Consider the following 22493-nt stretch of genomic DNA (forward strand, 5'->3'; position numbering starts at 1 on the left):
CGGATTAAATGAAAAGTGTTTTGATAGTAGATGATTCAAGAACTTCCAGAAGATTTTTATCGGATATACTTGAGAGAGCAGGATATAAAATAGTAGGGGAAGCTGTTAATGGTCAGGAGGGGTTTGATCAGTATGTAAAACTTCATCCGGACATTGTGACTATGGATATAACCATGCCTGTTATGGATGGCATTGATGCCCTTAAACTTATAAAAAGAAATAATCCTGATGCGAAGGTTGTAATGATAACAGCCGCAGGTCAAAAAGAAAAAATGATGGAAGCACTGAAAATAGGTGCAGTTGAGTTTGTTTCCAAACCTTTTATCGAAGAAGCTGTTTTGGATGCACTTAAACGCTGCTGACATTATGAACTTGCAGAGCATATAAAGGCGCTGAAATGCGTTTTTATATGCTTTTTTTATATCATAGGAAATTGCTTCCTATGATATAAAAAATCGCTCCGCTAAGGAAGCGCACTCGCGCAATTGGAAGATGTTGCATAAATGCAACCGCGCTCGGCGCGAGAATGTCGCAAGCGACATTCTTTTTATGTGAACTTGTAGTATATTGTATAATATAACCATATTTTTGAAAGGTTTTTGCTTATGAACAGAAAAGTATTGATAACAGGTGCTTCAAGAGGAATTGGCAGAGAAATCGCTATTTCTTTTGCAAGTAAAAAAGATGAGCTGTTTCTGACCTGCATAAACAGCATAGATGAGCTTAAAAGCCTTGGGGATGAGCTTACAGAGAAGTACGGCGCCATCTGCCACGTGTTTAAGTGCGATGTTGGAAATTATGAAGAGGTAAAAACGCTTTTTTCACATATAAAGGATGTTGATATAGTCGTAAATAACGCAGGGGTTGCGTGGATAGGTCTTTTGACAGATATGGAACAGGAGGATTGGAAGAGGCTTATGGCAACAAATCTGGATGGGCTTTTTAATACTTCCAAATTTGCTGTACCTCTCATGGTAAAAAAACATACTGGCAGGATCATCAACATTACATCGGTGTGGGGGAGTGTCGGAGCATCATGTGAGGTGGCTTATTCTGCCTCTAAGGGTGGCGTTAATTCTTTTACCAGGGCTCTTGCAAAAGAGCTCGCTCCCAGTAACATTCAGGTTAATGCCATATCCTGCGGAGTGATCGACACAGATATGAACAGAAGGCATCTTACAAGTGAAGATCTTGAAGAACTTGAAAATGAGATTCCTATGGGAAGAATGGGACAGGCAAGGGAGGTTGCAGAGCTTGTTTTAATGGTTTCTGAGGCGCCATCATATATGACCGGGCAGATAATAACAATTGATGGTGGATGGATTTAAAAAAAGTACTTTACAAAAAAGAAAAAAGTGTTACAATTAAATTGTACACAATCAATAATATTTATGAATAGGAGGTATTTTATGTACGATTTAGTAATTATTGGTTCTGGTCCTGCTGGCTTATCTGCTGCAGTTTATGCAAAGAGAGCAGGTTTAAATATGATCATTATAGAAAAAAATCCGGTGAGCGGAGGACAGATCATAGACACTTATGAAGTTGACAACTATCTTGGAATTCCAGGGGTTAACGGGTTTGACCTTGGAATGAAATTTAGAGAACATGCTGATAAGCTTGGCGCAGAGTTCGTTGATGGAACAGTTACCGGAATTGAATGCATAGATAAGGGTTCAGATGATAAGGCGCCTGTTTACAAAGTTAAAACTGACAATGGAGAGTATGAGACTCACACAGTAATCATTGCTTCAGGTGCACATCATTCCAAGCTTGGCGTTCCGGGAGAAGAGGAATATATCGGAAAGGGAGTTTCTTACTGTGCAACATGTGACGGAGCATTTTATCGTGATAAGGTTACTGCTGTTAACGGTGGTGGAGACGTAGCTGTAGAGGATGCGATCTTCCTTGCGAGATTTAGCAAGAAGGTTTACCTCATTCATAGAAGAGATGAGCTTAGAGCTACCAAAATTCTTCAGGATGAGCTCTTTGGTCTTGATAATGTTGAAGTTATCTGGGACAGCGTTGTTAAAGAGATCAAAGGTGAGGACAAGGTTACTCACTTAAAGGTTGAGAACGTTAAGTCAAAAGAAATGTCAGATGTAAATGTTGATGGTATTTTTATTGCTATAGGTATTCATCCTTCAACAGATCTTTTTGCTGATATTGTTGAATGTGATGAAGGTGGCTACATTATCGCAGGTGAGGATGGCAAAACTTCAGCTCCCGGCATATTTGTAGCAGGTGACTCAAGGAAAAAGAGGCTCCGTCAGATAGTTACAGCCGTTGCAGATGGCGCAAATGCAGTAACCAGCGTGCAGGATTTCCTTGTCGGAAAAGAAAAGTAAGTACTGTTGGGAGTGGTTCAAAAAGTCCACAAAAAGCAAGCGCTTAATGATAAAAAATTGATAAAATTTGACAAAAATGGTTAAAGGGCGTATATTGTTAAAAGATGTGAAATTTTTCGTAACAATTACTGTAACAATTGGAGGCCCATTTTGAAAAAAGCTAGCATGCAGCTAATGGCTTTGAGTGTTGTAGCTGCGATAACATTTTCAAGTTTGAGTATGGATGCATATGCATATACATCTTCCAACAAGGTGACAAGTGTCCTGCCACAGGCGGGCATAACATATGCTCTTGGCAGCAATCAGGTTTCTCTTTCAAATCTTCAGCAGTCTGCAAGTGAGGAGACTTCCGTTGACGAGTCAAAGGAGAAAGCTTCAACAGAGTCTGTTAGCACAACCGCCGAGAAGGATATTGAAGCTACTTCAGCCGTGACTAATGAGACGCCAAGTGCTTCAACAATTACTGACAACATTCTTAAAGATATACAGAATGCAACAGGTGCAGTAATAAGTAATAAAGAAAGCACTGACGAAAGTACTGAGGGAGAAGAATCTGAAGAGATTTCTGAGGAAGAGAGCTTTAAGTCCCTTGTTATTGCTAAAGTAAATGATTATGTCAACGTTCGTGATCTTCCAAGTGAAGAAGACGGAGAAATAATCGGTAAGCTCTACGATAAGTCAGTTGGTTATTTTATCGAAGAAGATAATGGCTGGTATAAAATTAAGTCAGGATCTGTAGAAGGATATGTTAAGGCAGAGTACTGTGTCACAGGTGAGGATGCAGTAGAACTTGCCAAGGAAGTAGGAACCAGAATCGCAACAGTTACTACTACGACACTTAAGGTAAGAAGTGGCCCGGGACTTGACCAGGAAGTACTTGGTCTTGTTCCTATAGAGGACGAGCTTGTTGTTGAGGAAGAGCTTGATGGCTGGGTTAAGGTTAGTATCGAGGAAGGTGATGGTTATGTATCACTTGACTACGTAACACTTTCAACTGAGTTTGTAGAAGCTGAATCCAAGGCAGAAGAGGAAGCACGTCTTGCCAAGGAAAAGGCAGCCAGAGAAGCAGCTAATGCAGCAGCTAAAAAAGGAACATCCAAGACATCGGGTTCATCAAGCTACAATGCAGCAAGTTCCTACACAACTGCTACAAGTTCAATCGGATCTGCAGTTGCCCAGTTTGCTCAGCAGTTCGTTGGAAATCCTTATGTATATGGTGGAACATCTCTTACGAATGGTGTTGACTGTTCAGGATTCGTAATGAGTGTATATGCTAACTTTGGTGTAAGTCTTCCACATTCTTCCGGTGCAGACAGAAGTGTTGGTTCAGCAGTTGATGGACTTGCAAATGCACAGCCCGGTGATATTATTTGCTATTCAGGTCATGTAGCTATTTACATTGGTGGTGGACAGATTGTACACGCTTCAACAGCTAAGACCGGTATCAAGATTTCAAGCGCTGATTACCGTACAGTCCTTGCTGTAAGAAGGATCTTCTGATGTTCCAAAAATGAGAAATGCACACTCGGAATCTTCGATTCCTCGTTTCATGGCATTCGCCATATATAAATAAAAAGAAGTGACAATATATGAGCAAGCTCATATTGTCACTTCTTTTTATTTATGCATTTCTCATTTTGACACAAATTTCAAAATATTGTACAATAAATAAAACGATTAACCCCTCATAAAATGAGGAAATAGCATTAAAATATATACGGAGGTTAATATGATAACCTTAAAAGATATTGCAAAAGAATGTGGCGTATCAACTGCTACTGTATCCAATATATTAAATGGCAAAAATAAAGTTAGTGAGGAAACCAGAGACAGGGTTCTGAAGGTAGTTAAGGACAGAGGGTATAAGCTTAACTATGTTGCACAGGGACTCAGGAGACAAAAGACTCAGACTATCGGTGTGATTGCAGAAGATATAGCACAATTCACTACTCCTGAGATCATTGAGGGTATCATGGAGGTCTGTGAGGAGAGAGGCTACAGGACAATAGTTCAGAACCTTCGTCTTTATGCCAGATGGCAGGATCTGTGGTTTGACAATGATAAGATGTATTATTCTGTTATGAATCCTGCTGTTCAGGAGATGGCTTCAATCAGGGTCGACGGAATAGTATATGTAGCCGGACACGCCCGTAAGATACATCGTTTCCCCAATGACTATCAGATTCCATCTGTTCTGGCGTATGCTTATTCACAGGAAGAAGAGGTTCCTTCTGTAGTTATAGACGACGAAGAGGCAGCAAGAGTTGCCGTTGATTATCTGGTAAAAAGAGGACACACTAAAATCGGTGTTATGGCCGGTGAACAGGAGAACATCCACACTAAGCTTAGAATCCTTGGCTATCAGAAAGCACTTTATGATGCAGGCATTTTGTATAATCCAGAGCTTGTTACCTATGCCGGGTGGGGGAAAGAACTTAGCTATAATGCAGCAGAAGCTCTTTTATCCAAAGATATTACTGCGATATTTAGCATGAGTGACAGAAATGCAGGTGGAATATATAAATATCTATTTGAACATGGAAAACAGGCGGGGAAAGATATTTCTATAATCGGATTTGATGATGAGATGATTTCAGATTTCATGACTCCCGGACTTACTACCATGAAAATTGATCTTTTGGGAATTGGTAAAAAAGCTATAGAGATGCTCTTTGATAAAATGGAAGGCAAGGAAGTATCAAAAGAAATAAAGATGCCATGCCGTTTAATTGAAAGAGCTTCAGTAGGAAGAATATAGTTAGAGGTTAAACGATTTATAATGTTAATATTCACCAATTAATAACATTATAAATCGTTATTCTTTAACAAAATGCACATCAATATACCTGAAATATGTTGACAACTCTGATTGAGTTGTCTTATATTTTAATCAACAAGTTAATCGATTAACAAAAACAAAATAATGAATATCAGTTGCAAAGATGGAGGATGCTATGAAAAAGAAAATTGCTTCTTTATTACTAAGCGCTACAACTGCAGCTATGATTTTCAGCGGATGTGGAAGCGCAGCAACACAGACAACTGCTCAGAGCGATACTAAGGCAACGGAGCAGGAAGCTACTGCACAGTCAAATGTAGAGCAGAAAGATGACGGGGAAAGCAGCGAGGCTGCGTTAGATAAGGCTGCTCAGGCTATTGCAGACAGAAAAGCCAAGGCTGAGAAGGATGGCAAGTACGAGAAAGTTGTCATAGCTTTTTTTGACTGGACAGGAAGACCTGCAGGTCTTGATAGGATCAACGAAGCATTGTCTGCCTATACAGAAGAGACCCTTGGTCTTGATGTTGAACTTATGATCATAGACTCAGCTGCATATGGTGAAGATATGAAGCTTATGCTTTCATCAGGTGAGCAGGTAGATCTTTTCTCAACATGTATCCTGGGATATAACCCATCAATAAACAATGGTTATGTGCTCGACCTTGAGGAAGATGGAATGTTTGATGATTACTGTGGCGGAATCAAGGAAAAGATAAGAGCTGATTACCTTGATGCCTGCAGAGTTGGTGGCGTGTTATACGGAACACCTCCAATTAAGGACTATGCTATTGAGACAGCTGCTGTTTGTGTAGGCCAGGAATACCTTGATGCTATCGGATACGATGTTTCTGCCCTGCCGACAGGTGACCTTGGATATCCAAAGGCTACATGGGATGACATCAATGATATTTTCACACAGCTCCATGCTCAGTTTCCTGACAAGTATGTGATGGCGATTCAGGACAATGAACTTACACAGGGAAGTTCTGTTGATAACATAGCAGGTGACTATTTTGGAACGCTCCTTGATCCTCAAAATTCACTTAAGATTGAAGATGTATATGCATCTGAAACTTTCAAGGAATGGGCTCAGAGAGCTTATGACTGGAATCAGGCAGGATTCATTTCACAGGATGCTCTTACAGATACAACAGGTGCTTCTGCAAAGGTTAAATCGGGAGCTTATATGGCTATGATGGCTTGCAGTAAGCCTGGTTACAAGACTCAGATCTCTGGTGAGTGCGGAAGAGATATGGTTGTATTTGATGTTGGTGAGAGCTTTATGAGTTCTTCATCAGTATCATCATTCCCTTGGTGTGTTAACCAGAACACAGAAGATCCTGTAGCAACACTTCAGGTTCTTAATGCGCTTTATACAGATTCAACAATTGAAACTCTTATGTGTTGGGGACAGGAAGGAAAAGAGTTTAAGGTTAACTCCGATGGAACTATTACCTATGCAGATGGCGTAGATGCCAATAATTCTGAGTACTATCCAAACGTTCTCTGGCTTATGCCAAACCCATATGTAACATATGTATGGGAAGGCGACCCACTTGATCTTGGACAGCAGATCGCAGATTTCAATGATAACTGCACATGTAAGTCAAAAGCTCTTGGATTTACATGGGATAACACAGATTATGCATCTGAGTATACAGCTCTTAAGAATGCATATGACGAATTCGGACCGAAAGTAGTTTATGGCTTTGTTGAGCCGGAAGCAGGAATTGCAGAACTTGAGCAGGCTCTTAAGGCAGCAGGACTTGATGACTATATGGCTGGAAAGCAGGCAGCTCTTGATGCTTGGGCAGCCGAAAACGGAATTAATTAAGATCTTTTAAAGAGCTCCGGCTATCGGGGAAGGATAGCCGGGGCTTTTATAGCACTTGGGAGCGAAATAACGTATGAAAAATAAAAGGAAAAACTTTAAGAGGTACATTCCTCTCTATATTATGGCTTTTCCGGGGATGCTGTATCTTTTTATAAATAATTATCTGCCTCTACCCGGACTTATCCTTGCATTCAAAAAATATAATGCCAAGAAAGGAATATATGGTTCGCCCTTTGTTGGCTTTAAGAATTTTAAATATCTTTTTGCAACTAAAGATGCTTTTGTGATAACGAGAAATACTATTCTTTATAATCTGGTGTTTATTATCGTTAATACCATTATGGCGATTTTTGTAGCGATTCTTCTGGCGGAGATGACTTCCAGGATAAAAAAGGCTTATCAGTCATTTATCCTGTTGCCATATATGATCTCAATGGTAATCGTAAGTTATCTTGTATTTGGCTTTTTATCCACGGAAAACGGATTTATCAACAATTCAATATTAAAGCCATTGGGGATGGACCCTGTTTCCTGGTATATGGAAAAGAAATACTGGCCTTTTATCCTTGTGTTTGTAAGTGCATGGAAGGGTGTTGGATATAACTGTGTTATCTATCTGGCAAGCATTTTGGGAATAGACAGAAGCATCTATGAATCTGCGTCAATAGACGGTGCATCCAAGTGGCAGCAGATCTTCAAGATAACTATTCCTCTTTTGAAACCGACAATTGTGATGCTTACTCTTTTGGCAATAGGAAGAATATTCTATTCGGATTTCGGGCTCTTTTACCAGGTGCCTCAGAATCAGGGAGCACTGTTTAGCGTGACAAACACAATTGATACATATGTTTACAGAGGACTTTTGGAGCTTGGCGATATGTCCATGTCATCGGCAGCAGGCCTTTATCAGTCACTTGTTGGATTTATTCTGGTTCTTGGTTCTAATCTGATAGTTAAAAAGATAGACCCGGATTATGCATTATTCTGAGCATTAAAGGGGTGAATGACAATGAGAACAAGAGAAGAGAGAAATTTTCAAATATTTGCACATGTTGTGATGATGATTTTATCGCTCCTTGCAGTGGTTCCGTTTGTACTGCTGGTTATTTCTTCGTTTACGGACAACGATGTACTTATTGCTGACGGATATTCTTTTACTCCGGCAAAATGGAGCACCTATGCGTATGAATATATTTTTAAAACAGGAAATTCAGTAGTTCATGCCTATGGAATATCAATAGTTCTTACTTTGATTGGAACAGCGCTGGCTCTTTCGATCACAACACTTTTGGCTTACGCTCTTTCAAAACCTGATCTACCTTTTAGGAGCGTGCTTTTATTTCTGGTATTTTTTACGCTTTTGTTTAACGGCGGATTGGTTCCGACTTACATTGTGTATTCCAATATGCTGAACATAAAAAATAGTTTTTGGGCATTGTTGGTTCCGGGACTTTTGATGAATGGCTTTAATGTAATGCTGATGAAATCATATTTTTGCAGCAGCATACCAACAGAGATCCTGGATGCGGCTTACATTGACGGGGCTTCTGAATACAAGACATTTTTGAGTGTGGTATTGCCATTATCAAAACCGATAGTTGCTACGATAGGTCTTTTTGCAGGAATTGCTTACTGGAATGACTGGATGAACGGATACATCTATCTTACAAAAAGGACTGACCTGTATTCTGTTCAGAATCTTCTTAATCGAATGATGCAGAACATCCAGTATCTGTCACAGAACAGCTCAAGGGTACAAGATGCCGGAGTTGGTCTTGCGTCCATACCTTCAGTTTCAGTTCGTATGGCGATGGCTACAGTGGGCGTATTACCTATACTTGTATCATATCCGTTTATTCAGGGAAATTTTGTGAAAGGAATAACTCTTGGTGGAGTTAAGGGGTAAAAGTTGAACGATGAAATTACATATTAACGAGAACAGAAAATTAAGTCATATCGAGCCTGAAGTTTACGGGCATTTCAGCGAGCATCTTGGAAGATGTATCTACGGAGGACTTTATGTTGGTGAGAATTCTCAGATAAAAAATGAGAATGGAATGAGAAAAGATGTTGTTGATGCATTAAAAGAGATAAAAGTACCGGTGCTGAGATGGCCTGGAGGGAATTTTGCAGATGAGTATCACTGGATGGATGGAATTGGTCCAAAGGAAAAAAGAAAGAAAATGATAAATACTCATTGGGGCGGCGTTATTGAGGATAACAGCTTTGGAACTCATGAGTATTTTGAACTCTGCAAACAACTTGGATGCAAAACTTATGTAAATGGAAATGTTGGAAGCGGCACAGTAAGAGAAATGAGTGAATGGGTGGAGTACATGACATTCGATGGCGTTTCACCTATGGCAGAACTCAGAAAAGAAAATGGCCATGAAAAGCCATGGACTGTGGATTACTTTGGCGTTGGTAATGAAAACTGGGGATGCGGAGGAAATATGACCGCAGATTATTATGGCAACAAGTACCGGAATTATCAGACATATGTGCGCTGTTACAATGGAAATAAGCCAATAAAGAAAATATGCTGTGGCCCCAATGCTGATGACTATAAGTGGACAAGCGATGTTATGGAAGTGTGCTTCAGACACCCTGCACCTGCAGTAGCCCACGGCTTTATGGATGGACTTTCTGTTCATTACTATGTGGTAGTCAACAACTGGGAGCATAAGGGAAGTGCAAAAGAGTTTTCCACAGAAGAGTACTACAGGGCAATGAGGAAGGCAGTATATATGGACGAGATCATTACAAGAAATGACCATATTATGTCCGAATACGATCCTGAAAAGAAAATTGCTATGCTTGTAGATGAATGGGGATGCTGGCATGATGTGGAAGAAGGCACAAATCCGGGATTTTTGTATCAACAGAATTCTATGCGTGATGCGCAGGTGGCCGGTGCAACTCTAAACATTTTTAACAAGCATTCAGACAGAGTGAAAATGGGATGCCTTGCCCAGATAGTAAATGTGCTTCAGTCTGTGATTCTGACAGAAGATGACAAGATGGTTCTTACACCTACTTATCATGTATTCCATATGTTCCGCCATCATCAGGATGCGAATCTTTTGGAAAGCTATCTTGAGGGAACTGAAAGAGTAGGAATAGGCGAAGATACAGCAGAGAATGTAAATGAATCTGTTTCTGTGGATAAAGATGGAATTGTGACTGTAACTTTGAACAATATTGATGTGGAAAAAGAAAATATTGTGGATATCGATTTTAGAAATTCTTTAATTGAAAAAGTTGCAGGAACAATTCTTTTTGGAAAAATGGATGATTATAACAGTTTTGAAAATCCGTCAAAAGTAACTGAACGAGATTTTGAAAGCTTTGAAAATGGCGAAAATAAGCTAAAAGTAGCTCTTCCACCCTGCAGTATGGTTTCACTTAGGATAAAACTTTCCTAATTTCTCCAATGTGCACATAAACCCAAAAGTCAACAAATATTAATAAATATTTTATAGTTTATTTATAAATAGTTATCCACAAAGCTTTTTTCAAGAATGGCTTTTTTTAGACTTATACACGAACTTATCCACATTGTCCACAAAAAAGAATGCTTTACAAGTGTATTTTACACAACAGAAAATAGCTGTTATTTTTTGTGCAGAATAGCTAAAAGACCAAATTTTATAAAAAGATTAGGATTCAAGAGTGTTATATGATGGCTAAATTGTCAGATAAATGATATAATATATTATACATTTTAGTAGCAAAGGGGATGATTGCATGAAATTTACAATCGTAGGAAAGAACATTGATGTTACACCAGGGCTACGTGCAGCGGTAGAGGAGAAAATAGGGAAACTTGAAAAGTATTTTACTCCTGACACTAATGCCAACGTCACATTAAACGTCGATAAGGAGCGACATAAGATTGAAGTGACCATTCCTGTAAAAGGCAAGATCATTCGTGCTGAACAGGTCAGTAATGATATGTATGTTTCAATAGATCTTGTTGAAGAGGTTATTGAGAGACAGCTTAAAAAGTACAAGAGCAAACTTGTGGATAAGCAGCAGGCAGAGGCCAGTAACTTCAAAAAAGAATACATTGAAAGCGAATACGTGGATGACGATGAAATTCGAATTGAACGTATGAAAAAATTTGATCCAAAGCCAATGTATCCGGAAGATGCTTGTGTACAGATGGAACTTTTGGGACACAATTTCTTTGTATTTGTTAATGCTGAAACGGATCAGGTCAGCGTAGTATATAAGAGGAAAGGAAATACCTACGGCATTATTGAGCCTGAAGTGTGAACTCGTTAATTAAATAACAATTCGTTAATTAAATATCAATTTATTGAGATTTTATAAAATAGCTCCCTGGGTGGAGCTATTTTTTATTGCATTTGCCCATATGGTGTGCTAAAATTATTCTGTTCTGATAAAAATTTATCAAGCGATTCTAAAGTAAAAACTAAATATGGACATAGGCATGTCCCAAAAAACGGAGGTAATACTTTATGGCACAGAAAGTAGTTTTAGCAGGTGCAGTGAGAACAGCTATTGGCAAAATGGGTGGAGCCCTTAGCAACACTCCTGCAGCAGAACTTGGTTCAATCGTAATCAAGGAGGCACTTAACCGTGCAGGTGTTAAGCCTGAAATGGTTGATGAAGTACTTATGGGATGCGTTATCCAGGCTGGACTTGGACAGAACGTAGCAAGACAGGCTTCTATCAAGGCTGGTCTTCCAATCGAGACTCCTGCAGTTACTATCAATGTAGTTTGTGGTTCTGGTCTTAACTGTGTCAACATGGCAGCTGACCTTATTAAAGCTGGCGAGGCTGATATAGTTGTTGCTGGTGGTATGGAGAACATGTCTATGGCTCCTTATGCACTTCCTAATGCACGTTTCGGATATCGTATGAACAACGGAACAGTTGTAGATACAATGGTAAACGATGCTCTTACAGATGCTTTCAATCACTATCATATGATGATCACAGCAGAGAATATCTGTGATAGATGGGGACTTACAAGACAGGAACTTGATGAGTTCTCAGCAAACTCACAGCAGAAATGTGAGAAGGCAATGGCAGAAGGCAGATTCAACGATGAAATCGTTCCTGTTCCTGTAAAAGTTAAAAAAGAAATGGTTGAGTTCAAGGTTGATGAGGGCCCTCGTGCCGGCACAACAGTAGAGACACTTTCAAAACTTAAATGCTGCTCTGGTAAAGAGGGCGGACTTGTAACAGCCGGTAATGCTTCAGGTATCAATGATGGTGCTGCTGCAATAGTTGTTATGAGCGAAGAGAAGGCAAAAGAACTCGGAATCAAGCCTATGGCTACATGGGTAGGCGGAGCTCTTGCAGGTGTTGAGCCTGAAATTATGGGTATCGGACCTGTTGCAGCTACAAAGAAAGTTCTTAAGAAGACAGAGCTTTCACTTGATGATATCGATCTTATCGAGGCTAACGAAGCATTCGCAGCTCAGTCAGTTGCAGTTGCCAAGGAGCTTGGATTTGATATGAATAAGGTTAATGTCAACGGTGGTGCTATTGCACTTGGACACCCTGTTGGAGCATCAGGATGCCGTATCCTTGTAACTCTTCTTCATGAGATGCAGAAGAGAGAAGATGCAAAGAAGGGTCTTGCAACACTTTGCATCGGCGGCGGAATGGGCTGCGCAACAATCGTTGAGCGTTACGAATAATTTAAGGGGGAAAACAAAATGGGATTTGTTAATTGTGAGTTAAAAGATAACATAGCAATCGTTACAATCAATCGTCCTGAAGCACTCAATGCTCTTAATTCACAGGTTCTTGATGACCTTGCTGCTACATTCGATGCAATCGACACAAATGTAGTAAGAGCAGTTGTTCTTACAGGCGCAGGAGAGAAATCTTTTGTTGCCGGTGCTGACATCGGAGAGATGAGCACACTTACAAAGGCTGAAGGCGAAGCATTTGGTAAAAAAGGAAATGATATCTTCCGCAAGATTGAGCAGTTCCCTGTTCCTGTAATTGCTGCAGTAAACGGATTTGCTCTTGGCGGTGGATGCGAGATCTCAATGAGCTGTGATATTCGTATCTGCTCAGAGAACGCTATGTTTGGTCAGCCTGAGGTTGGCCTGGGAATCACACCTGGATTTGGCGGAACACAGAGACTTGCTCGTCTTATAGGCGCAGGAATGGCTAAGCAGCTTATTTACACAGCTCGCAATATTAAGGCTGATGAAGCTCTTAGAATTGGTCTTGTTAATGCAGTTTATCCACAGGAAGAGCTTATGGCAGCAGCAGAGAAGATGGCTTCTCAGATCGCAGCTAATGCTCCTATCGCTGTTCGTGCATGCAAGAAAGCAATCAATGATGGACTTCAGACAGATATAGATGAAGCAATTGTTATCGAAGAGAAGCTCTTTGGCTCATGCTTCGAGACAGAGGATCAGAAAGAGGGAATGGCTAACTTCCTCAGAAAAAAAGATGATCCGGCAAAAGTTAAAGTTGTAGCTTTTAAAAATGGCTGAGAGAACCTGGCGAAGTATTTTTGAGTCTGGTTCGAACGTGTTCCGGCGAACGAAAGTGAGAGCGGAACTTCCTTATAAACATAAAAAAATATTTTTTTAGGAGGATTTTAAAATGAAGGTAGCTGTTATTGGCGCAGGTACAATGGGTTCAGGAATTGCTCAGACATTTGCTCAGGCTGAGTCTGTAGAGAAGGTTTATCTTTGCGATATCAAGACTGAGTTTGCTGAGGGCGGATTAGCTAAGATCAAAAAGGGTCTTGATAAGCAGGTTGCTAAGGGAAAGAAAACTCAGGAAGATGCTGATAAGATCATTGGAAAGATCCAGACAGGTCTTAATGACATCTGTGCTGATGCTGATCTTGTAGTTGAGGCTGCTCTTGAAGTTATGGATATCAAGAAGAACCTCTTTAAGGAACTTCAGGACAACATCGTAAAGAATCCTGATTGCATCTTTGCATCAAATACATCATCTCTTTCAATCACAGAGATCGGTTCAGGTCTTGCAAAGCCTATCATCGGTATGCACTTCTTCAACCCGGCTCCTGTTATGAAGCTCGTTGAGGTTATCCAGGGTGCTAACACTCCTGATGATATGGTAGAGAAGATCAAGAAAATCTCAGAAGACCTTGGTAAGACACCTGTACAGGTTAATGAAGCAGCAGGATTCGTTGTAAACAGAATTCTTGTTCCTATGATCAACGAAGGTATCTTCGTATATTCAGAAGGCGTTTCAGATATCCAGGGTATCGATACAGCTATGAAGCTTGGATGTAACCACCCAATGGGACCATTAGAGCTCGGCGATTATATCGGACTTGATATCGTTCTTGCTATCATGGACGTTCTTTATTCAGAGACAGGCGATTCAAAGTATCGCGCATGCCCACTTCTTCGTAAGATGGTTCGTGGTAAGAAGCTTGGCGTTAAGACTGGAATTGGTTTCTACAACTATGCAGATGGAAACAAGGTTCCTACAGATCGCGCCTAACTACATTATAGATTTAAATGATTAATATGATTCGGAGGAAAAAATAATGGATTTTCAGCTTGATCAGCAACATGAAATGGCTAGAGCTCTTTTCAAAGAGTTTGCAGAAAAAGAAGTTAAGCCACATGCAATAGACGTTGACGAGACAGAAGTATTCCCTAGGGAAACAGTTGCAAAAATGCAGAAATACGGATTCATGGGTATTCCGATTCCAAAGGAGTACGGCGGACAGGGTTGTGATCCTCTTACATACGTTATGTGTGTAGAGGAGCTTGCAAAGGTTTGTGGTACAACAGCAGTTATCGTATCTGCTCACACATCACTTTGCTGTGATCCTATCATGACTTATGGTACAGAAGAACAGAAGCAGAAATACCTTGTACCTCTTGCTAAGGGTGAGAAGCTTGGTGCTTTCGGTCTTACTGAGCCTATGGCTGGTACAGATGCTCAGGGCGTTCAGACAAAGGCTGTTCTTTCAGAAGATGGTAAAGAGTGGATCCTTAACGGTTCAAAGTGCTTTATCACAAACGGTAAGGAAGCTGATATTTATATCATCATCGCTTACACAGATATCGTAGAAGATAAGAAGGGCAGAAAACAGAAGAAGTTCTCAGCATTCATCGTTGAGAAAGATACTCCTGGATTCACTTTCGGAACAAAAGAAAACAAGATGGGTATCCGTGGTTCATCAACATATGAACTTATTTTCCAGGATTGCCATATCCCAGCAGAGAACCTTCTTGGCGCAAGAGGAAAGGGATTCCCTATCGCTATGCACACTCTTGATGGCGGACGTATTGGTATCGCTGCTCAGGCTCTTGGTATTGCTGAGGGCGCCCTTGACAGAACAGTTGAGTATGTAAAAGAGAGAAAGCAGTTCGGAAGAGCTATCGGAGCATTCCAAAATACACAGTTCCAGCTTGCAAACATGGCTACACAGTGTGAAGCTGCTAAACTCCTTGTTTACCAGGCTGCTGATGCAAAGAAGAATAAAGACTACTATGGCGTTGAAGCTGCAAAGGCAAAACTCTTTGCTGCAGAGGTTGCTATGGATGTAACTACAAAGGCTGTTCAGCTTCACGGTGGTTACGGATACATCAGAGAGTACGAAGTAGAGCGTATGATGCGTGATGCTAAGATCACAGAGATCTACGAAGGTACATCTGAAGTTCAGAGAATGGTTATTTCCGGAGCATTACTTAAGTAATCAGTTAGCGAAGAAAAATATAAGGAGAAAATACAATGAAAGTAGTTGTTTGCATTAAGCAGGTCCCTGATACAAAGGGCGGCGTTAAGTTCAAACCCGATGGAACATTGGATAGAGGTGCAATGCTTGCTATCATGAATCCTGATGACAAAGCAGGACTTGAGGCAGCACTTAGATTAAAAGATCAGTATGGAGCAGAGGTTACAGTTCTTACAATGGGACTTCCTAAGGCTGATGCTGTTCTTAGAGAAGCTTTTGCTATGGGCGCAGACAAGGCAATCCTTGTCACAGATAGAGTACTCGGCGGCGCAGATACATGGGCAACATCTTCTACTATTGCTGGAGCACTTAGAAATCTTGAGTATGATCTTATCATCACTGGCCGTCAGGCTATCGATGGAGATACAGCTCAGGTTGGTCCTCAGATTTCTGAGCACCTTCACATTCCTGTAATCTCATATGCAGAAGAGATCAAAGTTGATGAGAAGGCTCGTACTGTAGAAGTAAAGAGACAGTTTGAAGACAGATATCACATCGTAAAGGCTAAGATGCCTTGCCTTGTTACAGCTCTTTCTGAGCTCAATGAGCCCAGATATATGACTCCAGGCGGAATTTTCGATGCTTTCGAGAAGGAAGTTACTGTTTGGGGCAGAGCAGATCTTAAGGACGTTGACGATTCAAACCTTGGTCTTAAAGGATCACCTACACAGATCGCTAAAGCTTCTGATAAGGTTAAGAAGGGTCAGGGAGAAAAAGTTGCTCCTGATTCAGCTGAAGAAGCAGTAGATTATATCGTAGGTAAGCTTACAGAAAAGCACGTCATATAATATTTTTAAATGAAAAGGAGAAAAGTCATGTCTTTAGAAGAATATAAAGGTGTATTTATATTTGCTCAGCAGGTAGACAATGAACTTTCAAGTATTGCACTTGAACTTCTGGGCAAAGCAAAGAGTCTTGCAGAAGACCTTGATGAGAAAAAAGTTACAGCCGTACTTCTTGGTAGTGATGTTAAGGGGCTTGTAGACAAGCTTGCTGAGTATGGCGCAGATAGAGTTATCGTTGTTGATGATCCTGCTCTTAAGGATTACAGAACAGAGCCTTATACACACGCTCTTGCATCTGTAATTGATGAGTTTAAGCCTGAGATCCTTCTTGTTGGCGCTACAGCTATCGGAAGAGATCTTGGCCCTAGAGTATCATCAAGAGTACATACAGGCCTTACAGCTGACTGTACAAGTCTTGATATCGGTGATTTCCCTCTTGAGCCTTCACCAGTTAGAGAGACAAAGCACAAACAGCTCCTTATGACAAGACCTGCATTTGGTGGAAATACAATCGCAACAATCGCTTGTCCTGATTTCCGTCCTCAGATGGCTACAGTTCGTCCTGGTGTTATGCAGAAGATTGATCCTATCAAGGGCGCTAAGGCAGAAGTTGTTGAATTCAATCCTGGATTCGAAGAGAACGACTGCTACACAGAAATTCTTAAGATTGTTAAAGAGGCTTCTTCAGTTGCTGATATTCAGGCAGCTAAGATTCTTGTATCAGGCGGCCGTGGAGTTGGCAGCGCTGAGAATTTCAAGATTCTTGATGATCTTGCAGAGGCTCTGGGCGGAACAGTTTCCTGCTCACGTGCAGTTGTAGATTCAGGCTGGAAGCCAAAGGATCTTCAGGTTGGACAGACAGGTAAGACAGTTAGACCTCAGCTTTATTTCGCAATCGGTATTTCTGGAGCTATCCAGCACGTTGCAGGTATGGAAGAGTCTGATATCATCATTGCTATCAACAAAGATGAGAATGCGCCTATCTTTGATGTAGCTGATTATGGCGTAGTTGGAGATCTTAACAAGATCGTTCCTGCTCTTACAAAGAAGATCAAAGAAGCTCTTGCTGCAAAGAACTGATAAATTGATCATTAAAGGCCGGTGCCATTTGGGTGCCGGTCTTTTTACTAGAAACAAACACAGATCGGTGGATGATAAAAAGCTAAAAAACAATTTTTATTACGTTGAGTCTGCGCTATTAAAATGATAAAATAGAAGTGGTGTACATTACTTCTTTTATTTTAGAAAAAATGGAGGAACAGTTATGGCAAGAAAAGTAGTTTTGGCCGGAGCATGCAGAACGGCAATCGGAACAATGGGTGGAACATTATCAACTACACCGGCACCGGCTCTTGGAGCAATTGTAATAAAAGAAGCATTGAAAAGAGCAGGAGTTAAGCCGGAGCAGGTTGATGAAGTATATATGGGTTGTGTAATCCAGGCAGGCCTTGGACAGAATCCGGCAAGACAGTCAGCAATAAATGCAGGGATTCCTGTTGAAGTTCCTGCAACAACAATAAATGTTCTTTGCGGATCAGGACTTCACTGCGTAAATCTTGCAGCAAAGCTTATCGGAATGGGTGATGCTGATATTATCGTAGCAGGTGGAATGGAAAACATGTCAATGGCACCATACCTTATGCAGCAGGGACGTTATGGATACAGAATGGGGTCAGGAGAACTGCAGGACGCTATGATCAAGGACGCTCTTACAGACGCTTTTGGCGGATATCACATGGGTATTACAGCCGAGAACATTGCAGAGCAGTGGCATCTTACAAGGCAGCAGCTTGATGAGTTCGCAGCATGGTCACAAAATAAAGCCGAGAAGGCAATTGCAGAGGGAAAATTCAAGGAAGAGATTGTTCCTGTAGAAATAAAGAAAAAGAAAGAGACAATTATTTTTGATACAGATGAAGGACCAAGAAAAGGTGTTACAGTTGAAAGTATTTCTCATCTCAAACCTGCATTTAAGAAGGATGGTGGGGTTGTTACGGCTGCAAATTCATCAGGAATCAATGATGCAGCATCTGCAATAATCGTAATGAGTGAAGAGAAGGCAAAAGAACTGGGTGTTAAGCCTCTTGGAACGTGGATTGCAGGAGAACTTGCAGGTGTTGAACCAAGCATCATGGGTATCGGACCTGTTGCTGCAACTCGGAAAGTAATGAATAAGACTGGCCTTACAATTGGTGACTTTGATCTTATTGAAGCAAATGAAGCTTTTGCAGCACAGTCTGTTGCAGTACAGCATGATCTTGGATTTAGCAATGATGTCCTTAACGTAAACGGTGGCGCCATTGCACTTGGACATCCTGTTGGATGCTCAGGTAACAGAATCCTTGTATCTTTGTTGTACGAGATGCAGAGAAGAGATGTTCACAGAGGACTTGCTACACTTTGTGTAGGTGGCGGAATGGGCTGCGCAGCTATAGTTGAAAGATAAAGTATTTCTTTTTTATTCGGAGGGCATATGGCGGATCGCTCAATACTTGTTGTAGATGACAATGAAATAAACAGAGGCATTTTAGGAGAAATATTTAAGGACAAGTACAATATCCTTGAAGCTGGTGATGGGGTTGAAGCTATAAAGATTATGGAGCAGAATAAAGATAAGCTTGCTGCAATTCTGCTTGATATCGTCATGCCAGAGATGGATGGATATGCAGTTTTGGAGGCTATGAGCAACAAGGACAATCTCAATGAGATCATTCCTGTTCTCATGATAACAGCTGATACATCCACTGAAGCTGAGAGAACCAGTTACCAGAAAGGCGCAGCGGACGTTATACATAAGCCCTTTGATCCTGTTATTGTTGATAGAAGGGTTTCAAGAACCATTGAGCTTTATGACCATAAAAATAATCTTGAGGAAAAGGTCGATGATCAGTCGAGGGTTCTGAAAAAGCAGTTTCTATATCTAAAAAAACAGGAGGAAAAGCTAAAAAACAGTAACGAGCGTGTTATTGATACCATAGCAACAATTGTTGAATTCAGAAGCATGGAGTCAGTATACCATCTAAAACGAGTAAAGGGCATTGTGCGTATCCTGGCTCTTGTTGCTATGAATAATTACCCTGAGCTTGGGCTTACATCTCGTTTGGTGGAAGTTATCACTCAGGCATCAGCTATGCATGATATAGGCAAGATTTCTGTTCCTGATTCAATTCTTTTAAAGCCCGGAAGGCTTACTACAGAGGAATTTGAAGTCATGAAATCTCACACAACGAGGGGGGCTGAGATAATTGAGATGCTTAAGGATATTCAGGATAAAGAGTATTACGAAGTATGCCTTGATATCTGCAGGCATCACCATGAGAGGTACGACGGAAAGGGCTATCCTGATGGTTTAAAGGGAAAAGAAAATTCCATTGCCGCACAGCTTACAGCTTTAGCAGATGTATATGATGCTCTTGTAAGTGACAGAGTGTATAAGGCAGCTTATCCTGTGGATAAAGCTTTTAATATGATCAAAAATGGTGAATGCGGAGTATTTTCACCAAGCCTTATGGCATGCTTTGAGTTTGCAAGAACTGATATGGAAAGACTTATCGCTGAAACAAAGGCCGAAGAAATGGCTGAAAATGGCGGGTATTCTCCATATGGAAAACCTGTAGGTAAAATATAAAAAATAATGTTGACAAAAAGCCGTGCCATGCATATAATATATTTTGTTGTCGATATGGCACATGTGCGTGTAGCTCAGCTGGATAGAGCGTCTGGCTACGGACCAGAAGGTCGTGGGTTCGAATCCTGTCACGCACATTAAGAGATGCATCTGATTCAGATGCATCTTTTTTTGTACCCTTTTGTTTGTTATAATCGGAGTTATGATGAAAAAATATGATTTAATTTGTCCATGCCACTTTGGCTTGGAATCCGTTTTGAAAAAAGAAATAATTGACCTTGGCTATGATATCACGGAGGTATCAGACGGAAGAATCTCTTTTGCAGGAGATGCTGATGCTGTATGTCGTGCCAATATCTGCCTCAGAACGGCAGAGAGAGTTCTTATTAAAGTCGGAAGCTTTCATGCAGAGAGCTTTGAGGACCTTTATCAGGGGGTAAAGGCTCTTGCATGGGAAGAATTCATTCCTGAAAGAGGTAAGTTCTGGGTAAAAAAAGCTTCAAGCGTTAAAAGCAAGCTCTTTAGCCCATCTGATATCCAGTCTATTGTCAAAAAAGCTATTGTTGAGAGAATGAAGCAAAGCTACAACACTGACTGGTTCAAGGAGGATGCAGAAGAATACCCTATCAGGGTCTTTTTTATGAAAGATGAGGTCACGGTAGCACTTGATACTACAGGCGATTCTCTCCACAAAAGAGGCTATAGAAAACTTGAGTCCAAGGCGCCTATTGCAGAGAATCTTGCGGCTGCGCTTATAATGCTTACTCCGTGGCACGGAGACAGGATTTTGGTGGATCCATTCTGCGGAAGCGGAACTATTCCTATTGAAGCTGCCATGATAGCAGCTCATATTGCCCCCGGCATAAACAGACATTTTACTGCTGAAAAATGGACTAATCTGATTGATCCACAAAATTGGGATGACGTTCGGGAAGAGGCAAAGGAAGAAATATTGCCAGATATTGAGACAGATATTCAGGGGTATGACCTTGATCCTGAGATGGTTGAGATAGCAAGGATAAATGCCAAAAAGGCGGGAGTAGATCATCTGATCCATTTTCAGGCAAGGGACATCGCTGATCTTAGCCATAGAAAGAAATATGGATTCATCATTACAAACCCTCCATACGGAGAGCGAATTGGCGATCAGAAGGAACTTCCTTCTCTTTACAGAACGATTGGTGAGCGATACAAAGGACTTGACGCCTGGTCAATGTACCTGATTACAGGATTTGAGCAGGCTGAGAAGTATATTGGCAAAAAAGCTGATAAAAACAGGAAAATTTACAACGGCATGATCAAAACATATTTTTATCAGTTCATGGGACCAAAGCCTCCGAAAAGGAGCAGTAATTAAGATGTAAGAGTCTGCTTTTAATGGGGGGAAGATTATGGATAACGGGCAGATGAAAAAGGTGGCTATAAAAGCCGGCATTTTTGGAGCAGTTTCTCTTGTGGTGATGTTTCAAAGGGCTGCCACCAAGCATATTCTGATCACAGATGCTGCGGGAACGCATATAGACAGGGCTAGTACTGCAGATTCTTATAATATACTGATTGATCGAAATGTCGGCAATGGCCAGTCGGGAAAACTCATAATACCATTATCAAAAACTGTAAGCTCTGATGATATTGTACTTGAGGAAAGATATATAGATCATGAACTCAGAATCTATATAGATAGCAGGGAAGAGGGCTTTTATCTTGATAATGCTGTTGTTACAGACATTGACATATTAAAAAGCGCGGTGTGCATCGCTGAAAATGACAGTGGTAGCGTATGCCTTGATTTTGTGCTTGATGGATTATATGCAAGTTCCAGTTCCCTTACTGAGTCCAGCACCATAGAGGTTGAGTTTGCAAAGCCAAATGAGACTTACGATGGAGTGGTTGTAGTGGATCCTTGTGCAAATGATATCTACGGAACTGACGGGGCTATAGATATTGCATATGAGTTAAAAGAAATTTCAGCAAAAGATGAAGAAAATAATCTTAAGATATTTTTTACTGATCTTTCTGGAAAAAATGTTACGGAAGAAAGAAAGTCTGAATTTGTAAAAGAGGCTCAGGCTGATTTGGTTGTGGCCTTAAATGCCATGAAAAAAGATGATTTAAATGAAGTAAAGGTGGCTGCCTATTACAATAGCAAGTACTTTTTACGAAGGCTGAATAATGCTGAATTTGCAGATATGCTTGAAAGAAGTACTGCGGAAAAACTTGGTGCTGTTGCTGAAGGCGTTTATGAAGCCAAAGAGGATGATTTATTACTTCATACGGCGGTCATACCGGCGGCAAGGTTATACGTTGAATATGGGGCTGCTGATGATGAAAAAAAGGCTGCTGAAGGAATTTATAATGCTATTTTAAAAGCATATGAAGCTGTTAATAAATAGTTGG

At 40.7% G+C, this 22493-nt stretch carries 20 protein-coding genes and 1 tRNA gene; all 21 read left to right on the top strand.

The features are described 5' to 3' along the window. Nucleotides 1-8 precede the first annotated feature (8 nt). Entirely contained in the window at nucleotides 9-362 is a 354-nt protein-coding gene (locus BM146_RS13240) for a response regulator (RefSeq protein WP_074889921.1), read from the top strand. A gap of 243 nt (nucleotides 363-605) precedes the next feature. Next, on the top strand, nucleotides 606-1328 hold the full coding sequence (gene ymfI / locus BM146_RS13245; protein WP_074889925.1) for an elongation factor P 5-aminopentanone reductase: 723 nt from the start codon (nucleotides 606-608) through the stop codon (nucleotides 1326-1328). Between the two features lie 81 nt (nucleotides 1329-1409). After that, entirely contained in the window at nucleotides 1410-2348 is a 939-nt protein-coding gene (gene trxB, locus BM146_RS13250) for a thioredoxin-disulfide reductase (protein WP_177201669.1), read from the top strand. A gap of 150 nt (nucleotides 2349-2498) precedes the next feature. After that, a complete protein-coding gene (locus tag BM146_RS13255; RefSeq protein WP_074889932.1) occupies nucleotides 2499-3848 on the top strand; it encodes a C40 family peptidase in 1350 nt (449 codons plus the stop codon). A 229-nt stretch (nucleotides 3849-4077) separates the two neighbouring features. Beyond that, nucleotides 4078-5106, top strand: coding sequence for a LacI family DNA-binding transcriptional regulator (locus BM146_RS13260; protein ID WP_074889937.1), 1029 nt, complete (start codon nucleotides 4078-4080; stop codon nucleotides 5104-5106). Nucleotides 5107-5302: 196 nt separating this feature from the next. Continuing rightward, nucleotides 5303-6961 (top strand): ABC transporter substrate-binding protein, encoded by a 1659-nt coding sequence (locus BM146_RS13265; RefSeq protein ID WP_074889941.1) that lies wholly within the window; start codon nucleotides 5303-5305, stop codon nucleotides 6959-6961. A 73-nt stretch (nucleotides 6962-7034) separates the two neighbouring features. Further along, a complete protein-coding gene (locus tag BM146_RS13270) occupies nucleotides 7035-7949 on the top strand; it encodes an ABC transporter permease (protein WP_074889946.1) in 915 nt (304 codons plus the stop codon). 21 nt (nucleotides 7950-7970) lie between these two features. Next, the gene (locus tag BM146_RS13275) at nucleotides 7971-8867 is read left to right on the top strand and encodes a carbohydrate ABC transporter permease (RefSeq protein ID WP_074889949.1); all 897 of its coding nucleotides are present in this window, start codon (nucleotides 7971-7973) and stop codon (nucleotides 8865-8867) included. A 10-nt stretch (nucleotides 8868-8877) separates the two neighbouring features. Beyond that, on the top strand, nucleotides 8878-10386 hold the full coding sequence (locus tag BM146_RS13280; protein ID WP_074889954.1) for an alpha-N-arabinofuranosidase: 1509 nt from the start codon (nucleotides 8878-8880) through the stop codon (nucleotides 10384-10386). Nucleotides 10387-10708: 322 nt separating this feature from the next. Next, complete coding sequence (gene hpf / locus BM146_RS13285; RefSeq protein WP_074889957.1) at nucleotides 10709-11239, top strand: ribosome hibernation-promoting factor, HPF/YfiA family; 531 nt, start codon at nucleotides 10709-10711, stop codon at nucleotides 11237-11239. 206 nt (nucleotides 11240-11445) lie between these two features. Beyond that, nucleotides 11446-12636: an acetyl-CoA C-acetyltransferase gene (locus BM146_RS13290; protein ID WP_074889960.1), complete on the top strand. Its 1191-nt coding sequence runs from the start codon at nucleotides 11446-11448 to the stop codon at nucleotides 12634-12636. An 18-nt stretch (nucleotides 12637-12654) separates the two neighbouring features. After that, complete coding sequence (locus BM146_RS13295) at nucleotides 12655-13449, top strand: enoyl-CoA hydratase-related protein (RefSeq protein ID WP_074889963.1); 795 nt, start codon at nucleotides 12655-12657, stop codon at nucleotides 13447-13449. 112 nt (nucleotides 13450-13561) lie between these two features. After that, nucleotides 13562-14437: a 3-hydroxyacyl-CoA dehydrogenase family protein gene (locus BM146_RS13300; protein ID WP_074889966.1), complete on the top strand. Its 876-nt coding sequence runs from the start codon at nucleotides 13562-13564 to the stop codon at nucleotides 14435-14437. A gap of 46 nt (nucleotides 14438-14483) precedes the next feature. Next, nucleotides 14484-15644 (top strand): acyl-CoA dehydrogenase, encoded by a 1161-nt coding sequence (locus BM146_RS13305; protein WP_074889969.1) that lies wholly within the window; start codon nucleotides 14484-14486, stop codon nucleotides 15642-15644. A gap of 35 nt (nucleotides 15645-15679) precedes the next feature. Continuing rightward, entirely contained in the window at nucleotides 15680-16471 is a 792-nt protein-coding gene (locus BM146_RS13310) for an electron transfer flavoprotein subunit beta/FixA family protein (protein ID WP_074889972.1), read from the top strand. Nucleotides 16472-16498: 27 nt separating this feature from the next. Further along, nucleotides 16499-17548 (top strand): electron transfer flavoprotein subunit alpha/FixB family protein, encoded by a 1050-nt coding sequence (locus BM146_RS13315; protein WP_022773794.1) that lies wholly within the window; start codon nucleotides 16499-16501, stop codon nucleotides 17546-17548. A 184-nt stretch (nucleotides 17549-17732) separates the two neighbouring features. After that, nucleotides 17733-18914 carry an acetyl-CoA C-acetyltransferase gene (locus tag BM146_RS13320; protein WP_074889976.1) on the top strand — a complete coding sequence of 394 codons (1182 nt, stop codon included), beginning with the start codon at nucleotides 17733-17735 and terminating at the stop codon, nucleotides 18912-18914. Nucleotides 18915-18941: 27 nt separating this feature from the next. Beyond that, on the top strand, nucleotides 18942-20096 hold the full coding sequence (locus tag BM146_RS13325; RefSeq protein WP_074889980.1) for an HD domain-containing phosphohydrolase: 1155 nt from the start codon (nucleotides 18942-18944) through the stop codon (nucleotides 20094-20096). Nucleotides 20097-20159: 63 nt separating this feature from the next. Further along, a tRNA-Arg gene (locus BM146_RS13330) sits at nucleotides 20160-20233 on the top strand. 68 nt (nucleotides 20234-20301) lie between these two features. After that, nucleotides 20302-21453, top strand: a complete 1152-nt coding sequence (locus BM146_RS13335; protein WP_074889984.1) for a THUMP domain-containing class I SAM-dependent RNA methyltransferase — start codon at nucleotides 20302-20304, stop codon at nucleotides 21451-21453. Between the two features lie 34 nt (nucleotides 21454-21487). Continuing rightward, complete coding sequence (locus BM146_RS13340; RefSeq protein ID WP_074889988.1) at nucleotides 21488-22489, top strand: hypothetical protein; 1002 nt, start codon at nucleotides 21488-21490, stop codon at nucleotides 22487-22489. Nucleotides 22490-22493 lie beyond the last annotated feature (4 nt).

The sequence above is a fragment of the Butyrivibrio proteoclasticus genome, assembly GCF_900115735.1.
In the GTDB taxonomy this organism is placed as follows: Bacteria; Bacillota; Clostridia; order Lachnospirales; family Lachnospiraceae; genus Butyrivibrio; species Butyrivibrio proteoclasticus_B.